The following is an 8,096-nucleotide window of genomic DNA, read 5'->3' on the forward strand; positions in this document are numbered from 1 at the left end:
CGGCGCCCGCCGCGCCACGCCCGCGCGCCGGCAAGCGCCGAGACGATCAAGGTTCGCTGTTTTAGAGCGCGCTGCGAAAAAGTGGCCGCCGGTTTTTCGCCTAAAGCGCGCTCTAAGCTTTTGGAAATCGATCACGTCATCTGCGTTTAGGCGATTCCGCCTAAACGCAGCGTGATCTGGGGGCCTATTCGAATTTCATCTGCCAGGCGACGATGCTGCGCTGCATGGGGGCCCGGGGCAGATAGCAGAAGGGATTGGTCGCGAGCGGCGCCTCGCCGCAGTGGTAATGGTCCCGGCTCCAGTCGTAGCCAATTTCATCCATGCAGGCGACGATCTTGTCATGGACCAGTTTTGGATTGCCCCGCCGCTCGAGCGGAAAATCCCGCTCGATCTGATATTCGCAATCCGTCACGTCCATCTTCTGGCCTTCGAAATAGCGGCCGCTCGCGCCGCTCGTGACGAACATCGCCTCGGTCGCGAGGATGAAAAGGAGGCCCAGGGCCAGCGCGACCTTGCCCTGCATCTTGGTCTTGAGGAAATGCAGGTCGAAAAGCGACAATAGACCTATGGTGAACAGGCCGCCGCCAAGCAGCAAGGTGAGCGGCGACAGGAACGGCGCGATGCCTTCATTCATAGCTTGCTCCCGCACGCGCGCGGCCGCTCGGCGCAGTTAGATCCCTTCGATAGTAGGAGCGACGCCGATCCTAAGGCAATGGCTTTGATCGATGTTAAAGAACTGTCCTGTTGGTTCGGGAGGTTCGATAACTCCCGGCCCCGCAGGCGTATGCCTTGCGAGGTATTTAAGTAAATGAACGTAATATCTAAAGATAAGGATATGAGCGTTTCATTACCGAGGATGAGTAGTCTCGACGGCCTGCGCGGCGTCCTTGCATTACTTGTTTGCGTCGGCCATCTGGGCCTGAATACGATTGCAAATAAGATCGGCGTCCATGTTCGATTTCAGCTATCTGTCGATATTTTCTTCGCCCTATCGGCCTTCGTGCTGTGCTATTCCAATTATTTCAAACGGAAAAGTTTTGGAACATTCATAATAGATCGTATCTCCCGGCTTTACCCTCTTTATATATTAACAGTTATTGTTATGTCGTTATTGGCGCTGATTGAAGGTAGGCCTCTCAAATATATTGAGCTTTTCCAAGAAATCTTCCTCGTTCACAATATCGGGTTTCCGCCTGCAACTCTTCCCGCCAATTTCCCGAGCTGGTCCATTTCGATTGAAATGTGGGTTTCAATCGCTTTTTTCTGGATATTGCAGCGACGCGCCCATCGGATCATCCCGCTGATCGTATTTTCGTTGATGTTTCTGATTTTCACGCCGCAGTTCATCCAAGGCGACGCCGAATATTTGTTAGGTCCCCTGAATGATGGGGTCGTAAGGGGGCTGGTCGGCTTCAGCACGGGAGTCGTCGCCTTCCTGTTTTACGAAAAAAATCGGTCATGGCTGCGCGCACCTAACTTTTTTGTCTACGCGCTGTTAGGGCTATTGACGATCTTATTCATGCTCCCGAAGTGGACAAGTTATACAACTCTATCATTTTATGTATTGACCGGCATGAGCCTCGTCGCGCTCGCGACGAATGAAGAAGTGGCGTTCTCCGCTCCGCCAATGAAATGGCTGGGAGATATATCCTATTCCATTTATCTGCTTCATATCCCTATTTATGCTTCCTTGACAGTTATTTTTGGCGATGGGCCATTACGAAATGGCGGTAAGTTCGTCCTCGTCATGCCGATAATTATGCTTCTAAGCTATTTGTCATTTCGTTTTATTGAGCTTCCGTCGCGCAAATTCATACGAACTCACCTTAAAAGACGCCCGAACGCGCCGCCACCGCCGGCATGATCACGAGATCGACAAAATTCTTTAGAATCAATATTACGGCAAAGAGCGCCATTAAGCTTTCGTTAACCAGTTAAGGCCTTATTAACGAAGGCGCGAGTTTGCTCAAATGCGACAGGCAAAAGATACCTTCGATCAAGGTTGACGGAACCTTCGCTTAACCCTGCGAGACTAGGACTCGTGCCGGTCGGTAGTCGTGACAGGAGTTCTCTCATGCATTCGCAAAGCGCCCGCTGCGCCAAATTCGCTCTGGCGCTGACGGCGGTTCTGGCGCTGACGGCTTGCGCCAAAAATCCGGCGGACGAGGCCGCGGGCGATCTCGCGGGGAGCCGCTACGCCGGACGCGGTGGCCCGGCGACGCCGGGCAGCAGCCAGGATTTCGTCGTCAATGTCGGCGACCGCATTTTCTTCGAGACGGATTCGACCGACCTCACCTCGACGGCCCAGGCGACGCTCGACAAGCAGGCCGAATGGCTGAACCGCTATGCGCGCTACAGTTTCACCGTCGAAGGCCACGCCGACGAGCGCGGCACGCGCGAATATAATTTCGCGCTCGGCGCCCGCCGCGCCGAGGTCGCCAAGAACTACCTGATTTCCCGCGGCGTCTCGGGCGCGCGCATCCGCACAGTGAGCTATGGCAAGGAGCGCCCGGTCGCGGTCTGCGACGACATTTCCTGCTGGTCGCAGAACCGCCGCGCCGTCACGGTGCTCTCTGGCGGCAATTCCTGACATTAGCGGCGACGCGCCCCTTGCGCCGCGGCGAGCCTTGCGGCATTGAAGGCGCGTCTGCAGGAGTGTAGCTCAACTGGTAGAGCACCGGTCTCCAAAACCGGGGGTTGGGGGTTCGAGCCCCTCCACTCCTGCCATTAAATCAATAATCTAGGCTACTTCCCGCCACGCGCGGCGATGATCCGCAGGATTTCCTCGGGCGACTTGCCGATCTGCGCCAGATCGGCGACGTCGCAGGCGTTGAGATTGTGCTCGTTGCAGAGCGCCCGATAGGCCGGCATGAGCGCGTCGAAACACTCCATGACGACTTCCGCCGTCATCCCCTTATAATCTTCGCAGCTCATCTCATCGCCGTGAACGATGATGATCTCGCGACGGTCGCGCGGTCGGCTGGCCTCGAGCCAGAGTCGGCGCCTCAAATCAGCCATTTCCGGTCTTCCCATGGTCAGCGCGAGGAAGCAAACCCCTCGCCACTTTCACGTCCCGACGCGGAGGCGCTTCAGGGACTTGAAACGCCCCCGCAATATGCGTCTCATGCCGATAAACCGCCGGAGGAGGATCAGGATGCGAATATATCTTCTGAGGATTTGCTTCGCCGCTTTCCTGAGCGGCGCGGGGGCGCCGCTTGCGGCGCAGGAGTCTACGCGGGACGTCATCGCCGCGCATATCCGAACCCAAGGATACGCCTGCGACAGGCCGCAAAGCGCGAAACGCGATCGAAGCGCTTCGATCCCCGGCGAACAGGCCTGGATATTGACCTGCGACGACGGCGTCTATCTCGTGCGCCTCATCCCTGACATGGCCGCGATCGTCGGGCAGATGCGCTGATCCGCCGTTTGGCCCAGCCCCCCGCCCCTGTCATCTTCCCGTATTCGAGCCGCCCTATAGCGCAGCGCATACTGCGACGAAATTTCAATCTCCGGGAGGCTTGGCCTGTCCAAGCCTCCCTTTATAATTCCCGCTGCGCATAATGAGCGAAATGTGTTTTGACAAAGAGAGGCCGCCCATGACGACCTACGCCTTAGCCTATTCGATAACGCCTCAATCCTGTCAGGCCTATTGGACGCGGCTCATGGACATCGGCGCGCTGAACGTCGATTCCGCCCTGCAATTCGGTCAGGACCTTTGCGCCGCGCGATCGCCCCATGACCTCGCCACCGCCATGGTCGATTATACGCGCCGGCAGTTCGAGAATTGGTCGGACCAGTTCGAGGAATTCGAGGTCGCCGCAGAAGCGCCGAAAGGCAGGGAGATCGAGGTATTGGGGATTGGAGACTGACGGTCGATCGCGCAACTTGACCGCCTCGGCCGCCCTCTCCCTGCGCAATGTCATTCTGATCGCCCTCGCCGCGCTTGCCTTTCAGGCGGGCGTCCTCTTTGCGCTCGGGCAGCCGCTTCTTTGCGCCTGCGGCCATTTCAAATTGTGGGAAGGCGACGTTACGTCTTCAGGCCTCTCCCAGCAGCTGACTGATTGGTACAGCTTCACCCATGTCGTCCATGGAATGCTTTTCTATCTCCTCGCCTCTATCGCCGCGCCGCGCCTGCCCGCCGCGCACCGCTTTCTGATCGCGCTGGCGCTCGAAGTCGGCTGGGAGATCGCGGAGAACACGCCCGTCGTTATCCGGCTCTATCGCAAACAGTCGCTGGCGCAGGGCTATTTCGGCGACAGCATCGTCAATTCCCTTGTCGATACGCTGGCGATGGCTTTCGGCTTTTTCCTCGCCTGGCGACTGCCCCTCATCCTCGTTGTCGCGTTGCTGGCGACGATCGAGATCGGCCTCGCGCTCGCGATCCGCGACAATTTCACGCTCAATGTGCTGAACTTCATCCATCCCTTCGACTTCATCCGCAAATGGCAGAGCGGCGCGCTCTAGGCGCTTGCGCCATTTGCAGTTCGCCCCCCAGCGGGCTAACTCTCGCCGTCGAAAGTCGCGCAAGGAATCCGGTTGAGCAGTTCGCTTGACGCGTCATTCCCGGCGGGTCGCAGGCCCGACCGGGAATCCAGAGCCGATCCAGGAATGCTGGGCTCGCTCTGGATTCCCGATCGCTTCGCTTGAAACGAAGCGTCGGGAATGACATGCGAGCAGTTCAATGGGGCGCGGCGTCACCGAGTGAATGGATAAAGCCGCCCTACTCCGCATGACCCAGCGCGCCCCTGACCTCGCCGCCTTCAAACGCATCGTCGTCAAGGTCGGCTCGTCGCTCCTCGTCGATCCGCAGGAGGCGGCGGCGAAACGCTCATGGCTGACGCGGCTCGCCGACGATATCGCGGATCTCCATCGCGCCGGGGCCGATGTGCTCGTCGTCTCCTCGGGCGCGGTGGCGCTGGGGCGCAGCGTCTTAGGCTTTCCCAAAGGCGCGCTGAAGCTCGAAGACAGCCAGGCGGCGGCCGCCGTCGGCCAGATCGCCCTCGCGCGCCTCTGGGCCGAGACGCTGCATGACCGCGGCCTTGTCGCCGGCCAGGTGCTCGTCACGCTTGGCGACACGGAGGAGCGGCGCCGCTATCTCTACGCCCGCGAATGTCTGACGCGGCTGCTCGCTTTGCGCGCGGTGCCGGTCATCAATGAGAACGACACGGTGGCGACGGCGGAAATCCGCTATGGCGACAATGACCGCCTCGCCGCCCGCGTCGCCACAATGGCCAGCGCCGATCTCCTGATCCTGCTGTCCGACGTCGACGGGCTTTACAGCGCCCCGCCCGACTCGAACCCCGACGCCAAACACATCCCGATCGTGCCGCGCGTCACCGCCGACATCGAGGCGATGGCCGGCGGCGCCGCCTCGCAATATTCGCGCGGCGGCATGCGCACCAAGATCGAGGCGGCGAAAATCGCAACGACCGGCGGCGCGCATATGGTGATCGCCGACGGGCGCGAGGAGGCGCCGATTTCGCGCATCGCCTCGGGCGGGCGCTGCACCTGGTTCCTGACGCCCTCGAACCCCGTTACGGCGCGCAAGAAATGGATCGCGGGATCGCTGGAGCCCAAGGGCGCGGCGCATATCGACGACGGCGCGGCGAAGGCGCTGCGCGCCGGCAAGAGCCTGCTGCCGGCGGGCGTCACGCGGATCGAGGGCGGCTTCGCGCGCGGCGATTGCATCGTCATTCGCAACGCCAAGGGCGGCGAGATCGGCCGCGGGCTCGTGACCTATGACGCGACGGACGCGGCGAAAATCATCGGCCGCTCGACGAAGGAGATCGAGTCGCTGCTCGGCTTTAAAGGCCCGGACGAGATCATTCATCGGGACGATATGGCGCTGAGCGGGGAGTGAGAAAAAGGGCTCCCCCACCCCATCATGGCCGGGCTTGTCCCGGCCATCCACGCCGGGACGTTGCGCCAAGCTTGCTAGGTGCTCGCGGCGGCGCCGGGTGGATGGCCGGGACAAGCCCGGCCATGACGCGGAGAGCGAGAATGTATTGCGAAGAGCACGACGAAAGCAGTCAAAGACGGCCTCGTCGCTCGCCTATGCCCCGGCCACCCGCCCAGGACTTGGTGCGAAAGCTGTATGCTATGGTGGCGCTGCGCTGCTGGCGCTATTTCGCGCCGCTCAGCCTTTGGAGAAGAAGCTCGGCGGTTGGGCCTGACGAAGCCGGATTCTGGCCGGTTATCAGCTGGCCATCCGCGACAGTATGAGCGCCCCAATTCTTGACCTTAGAGAATACGGCGCCAAGGTTCATGAGTTCGTCCTCAACAAGGAAGGGCACGACCTTCGTCAAGCCGACCGCTTCTTCCTCGCCATTGGTGAAGCCGGTCACAGTTTTCCCTTTCACGAGCGGGGCGCCGTCCGGATTTTTGACGTGTCGCAGCGCGCCGGAAGAATGGCAGACCATCGCGATGGGCTTGCCGGCGGACAAGAAGCATTCAAGCAGCCTGATCGAATTCTTATCTTCCGCGAGGTCCCACATCGGCCCATGACCGCCGGGATAGAAGACCGTGTCATAGTCTTCCTGCCTGACGCTATCGAGGCGCGCTGTCGCGTCGAGTTGAGCGTTGGCGGCGGCGTCCTTCTCAAACCGGCGGGTGACATCGGTCTGAAAGTTCGGCTCGTTGCTCTTTGGATCGAGCGGCGGACGGCCGCCCTTGGGCGATGCGAGCGTGATCTGAGCGCCAGCGTCCTTGAAAACATAGTAAGGAGCGGCGAGCTCCTCCAGCCAAAAACCCGTCTTGCGTCCCGTATCGCCGAGTTGGTCGTGTGATGTGAGAACCATCAGGACTTTCATGACGCGACTCTCCCCTTCGAGGAAGAGAGGACCTTAGTCCAACCGTCAGGCGCGGAGAAGGATCCAGTCATTCGCGCCCTTGGCGCATTCAGCCATTCATCGGAAGGTTGCGACTCCCTTCCCCATATTCCTGCGCCATCTGCCGCCTGAACTGCGCATGGCCGCCGAAGCTTGGATGCCGCAGGCGCTTATGCGGGACGCCGATGCGGGTCAGCGCGGCGGAAGCGTCGGCGCCCAGCGCATAGACCGTCTCGAAGTCGAAAATCCGCAGCGCCGATTTCAGAATTTCCGCGCAGGCGTCGAATTCGACGCGTCTATGCGCGCGATTGCCAAAGGGCGCGTCCGCTTCATGCGGATGAAACGGAAAGGCGTTCCATAAAAAAGGCGGCGCTTCCAATGCGCCGATGGCGCGCCAGATTTCCGCCGCCGTTCGCTCCCGGCATGTTTCGGTCCGTGTCGCCTTCGACAGACCCTTCGCGCCGAAGGCCTTCGCAAACGCCTCCAGATGCGCTTCGTCGGTGAGCGGCAGGCCGGTTCGGCGCCCGCCGCGATAGCCGAGATCGCGGCCGATCCAGGCCGTCTCCGGCCTCAAAGCGATCGCCGCTTCGAGATAGGCGATAAGGTTGTTTTGGCGCAGCGCCGCCGCATGGGGCGCGTCATGCGCCGCGCAATTATGTCGATAGGGATTAAAAACGTCTGGGAGCTCGACGGCGGCGAGGTCGCGGCAAAGGCTTCGCGCGAGACGCCTCGCTTCGCTTTGGCTTCGCGGCCTTCTTTGCATTTCAAATCCGCCCCTGCTGCAGCGGCTTCGCCGCATTTTTACTGGGAATTCTCCGGCCAAGCTTGCTTGGATTTAATGCAGAACGGGGCTTGCGCCCCTTGGCGCCCTTCCCGTTCGGAGCCATATCTTGCAGCGCCGAGCCTTTAAAGGGCGGCGACGATGGAGAGACCCTATGTCACCGGAAGAACGCCAACTTATCGCTGGTCTGTTCGAGCGCACCAAGAGCGCCGCAGCCACGCCGCGCGACCAGGAGGCGGAGACTTTCATCAACGAGCAGGTCAAGGCCCAGCCGGCCGCGCCCTATCTCCTGGCGCAGACCGTCATCGTTCAGGAGCAGGCCTTGCAGGGCGCCAATGCGCGAATCGAAGAGCTCGAAGCGCGCGTGAATGAATTGGAGTCGAAAGGCGCCGGCGGCTTCCTCGGCGGTCTTTTCGGCGGCTCGCGCCCTGCGGCGCCGCCGCGTTCCGCGCCGCGGCGTATGCGCTCATTGAAGCGCAGCAGATGGG

At 60.7% G+C, this 8,096-nt stretch carries 11 protein-coding genes and 1 tRNA gene; 8 read left to right on the forward strand and 4 right to left on the reverse strand.

The genetic code is table 11. The annotated features are described in order from the left end of the window. Positions 1 to 184: 184 nt before the first annotated feature. Positions 185 to 634 carry a hypothetical protein gene (locus V3H18_RS16095; protein WP_332083095.1) on the reverse strand — a complete coding sequence of 150 codons (450 nt, stop codon included), beginning with the start codon at positions 632 to 634 and terminating at the stop codon, positions 185 to 187. 201 nt (positions 635 to 835) lie between these two features. On the opposite strand from V3H18_RS16095, the gene V3H18_RS16100 reads away from it, so the two are divergent. From V3H18_RS16100 to V3H18_RS16110, 3 genes are all read left to right on the forward strand, one after another. Next, positions 836 to 1,864, forward strand: coding sequence for an acyltransferase family protein (locus tag V3H18_RS16100; protein WP_332083096.1), 1,029 nt, complete (start codon positions 836 to 838; stop codon positions 1,862 to 1,864). Positions 1,865 to 2,074: 210 nt separating this feature from the next. Beyond that, the gene (gene pal / locus V3H18_RS16105; protein ID WP_332083098.1) at positions 2,075 to 2,590 is read left to right on the forward strand and encodes a peptidoglycan-associated lipoprotein Pal; all 516 of its coding nucleotides are present in this window, start codon (positions 2,075 to 2,077) and stop codon (positions 2,588 to 2,590) included. 61 nt (positions 2,591 to 2,651) lie between these two features. Next, positions 2,652 to 2,727, forward strand: a tRNA-Trp gene (locus V3H18_RS16110). A gap of 18 nt (positions 2,728 to 2,745) precedes the next feature. On the opposite strand, the gene V3H18_RS16115 is transcribed toward V3H18_RS16110, so the two are convergent. Continuing rightward, positions 2,746 to 3,018 (reverse strand): hypothetical protein, encoded by a 273-nt coding sequence (locus V3H18_RS16115; protein WP_332083099.1) that lies wholly within the window; start codon positions 3,016 to 3,018, stop codon positions 2,746 to 2,748. A gap of 136 nt (positions 3,019 to 3,154) precedes the next feature. Here V3H18_RS16115 and V3H18_RS16120 point away from each other — a divergent pair, with 136 nt between their 5' ends. From V3H18_RS16120 to proB, 4 genes are all read left to right on the forward strand, one after another. Then, a complete protein-coding gene (locus tag V3H18_RS16120) occupies positions 3,155 to 3,418 on the forward strand; it encodes a hypothetical protein (RefSeq protein WP_332083100.1) in 264 nt (87 codons plus the stop codon). Positions 3,419 to 3,596: 178 nt separating this feature from the next. Then, complete coding sequence (locus V3H18_RS16125) at positions 3,597 to 3,869, forward strand: phasin family protein (protein WP_332083101.1); 273 nt, start codon at positions 3,597 to 3,599, stop codon at positions 3,867 to 3,869. Between the two features lie 16 nt (positions 3,870 to 3,885). Then, entirely contained in the window at positions 3,886 to 4,464 is a 579-nt protein-coding gene (locus V3H18_RS16130; protein ID WP_332083103.1) for a DUF2585 family protein, read from the forward strand. Positions 4,465 to 4,729: 265 nt separating this feature from the next. Next, positions 4,730 to 5,860, forward strand: coding sequence for a glutamate 5-kinase (gene proB, locus V3H18_RS16135; protein ID WP_332083104.1), 1,131 nt, complete (start codon positions 4,730 to 4,732; stop codon positions 5,858 to 5,860). Positions 5,861 to 6,122: 262 nt separating this feature from the next. Here proB and V3H18_RS16140 read toward each other — a convergent pair whose 3' ends face one another. Both V3H18_RS16140 and V3H18_RS16145 read right to left on the reverse strand, forming a co-directional pair. After that, the gene (locus V3H18_RS16140) at positions 6,123 to 6,809 is read right to left on the reverse strand and encodes a type 1 glutamine amidotransferase domain-containing protein (RefSeq protein ID WP_332083105.1); all 687 of its coding nucleotides are present in this window, start codon (positions 6,807 to 6,809) and stop codon (positions 6,123 to 6,125) included. Between the two features lie 88 nt (positions 6,810 to 6,897). Then, a complete protein-coding gene (locus tag V3H18_RS16145) occupies positions 6,898 to 7,590 on the reverse strand; it encodes a uracil-DNA glycosylase (protein WP_332083106.1) in 693 nt (230 codons plus the stop codon). 172 nt (positions 7,591 to 7,762) lie between these two features. Between V3H18_RS16145 and V3H18_RS16150 the strand changes: the two genes are divergently transcribed. Next, on the forward strand, positions 7,763 to 8,096 hold a 334-nt coding region (locus V3H18_RS16150), incomplete at its 3' end, for a DUF2076 domain-containing protein (protein ID WP_332083107.1).

It is taken from the genome of Methylocystis borbori (assembly GCF_036576025.1).
GTDB lineage: Bacteria > Pseudomonadota > Alphaproteobacteria > Rhizobiales > Beijerinckiaceae > Methylocystis > Methylocystis borbori.

Bases quoted from the DNA above. Each gene is read 5' to 3' on its own strand.
- V3H18_RS16115 (WP_332083099.1), bottom strand. From the start codon at position 3,018: ATGGCTGATTTGAGGCGCCGACTCTGGCTCGAGGCCAGCCGACCGCGC.
- pal (WP_332083098.1), top strand. From the start codon at position 2,075: ATGCATTCGCAAAGCGCCCGCTGCGCCAAATTCGCTCTGGCGCTGACG.
- proB (WP_332083104.1), top strand. From the start codon at position 4,730: ATGACCCAGCGCGCCCCTGACCTCGCCGCCTTCAAACGCATCGTCGTC.
- V3H18_RS16120 (WP_332083100.1), top strand. From the start codon at position 3,155: ATGCGAATATATCTTCTGAGGATTTGCTTCGCCGCTTTCCTGAGCGGC.
- V3H18_RS16145 (WP_332083106.1), bottom strand. From the start codon at position 7,590: ATGCAAAGAAGGCCGCGAAGCCAAAGCGAAGCGAGGCGTCTCGCGCGA.
- V3H18_RS16100 (WP_332083096.1), top strand. From the start codon at position 836: ATGAGCGTTTCATTACCGAGGATGAGTAGTCTCGACGGCCTGCGCGGC.
- V3H18_RS16095 (WP_332083095.1), bottom strand. From the start codon at position 634: ATGAATGAAGGCATCGCGCCGTTCCTGTCGCCGCTCACCTTGCTGCTT.
- V3H18_RS16140 (WP_332083105.1), bottom strand. From the start codon at position 6,809: ATGAAAGTCCTGATGGTTCTCACATCACACGACCAACTCGGCGATACG.
- V3H18_RS16125 (WP_332083101.1), top strand. From the start codon at position 3,597: ATGACGACCTACGCCTTAGCCTATTCGATAACGCCTCAATCCTGTCAG.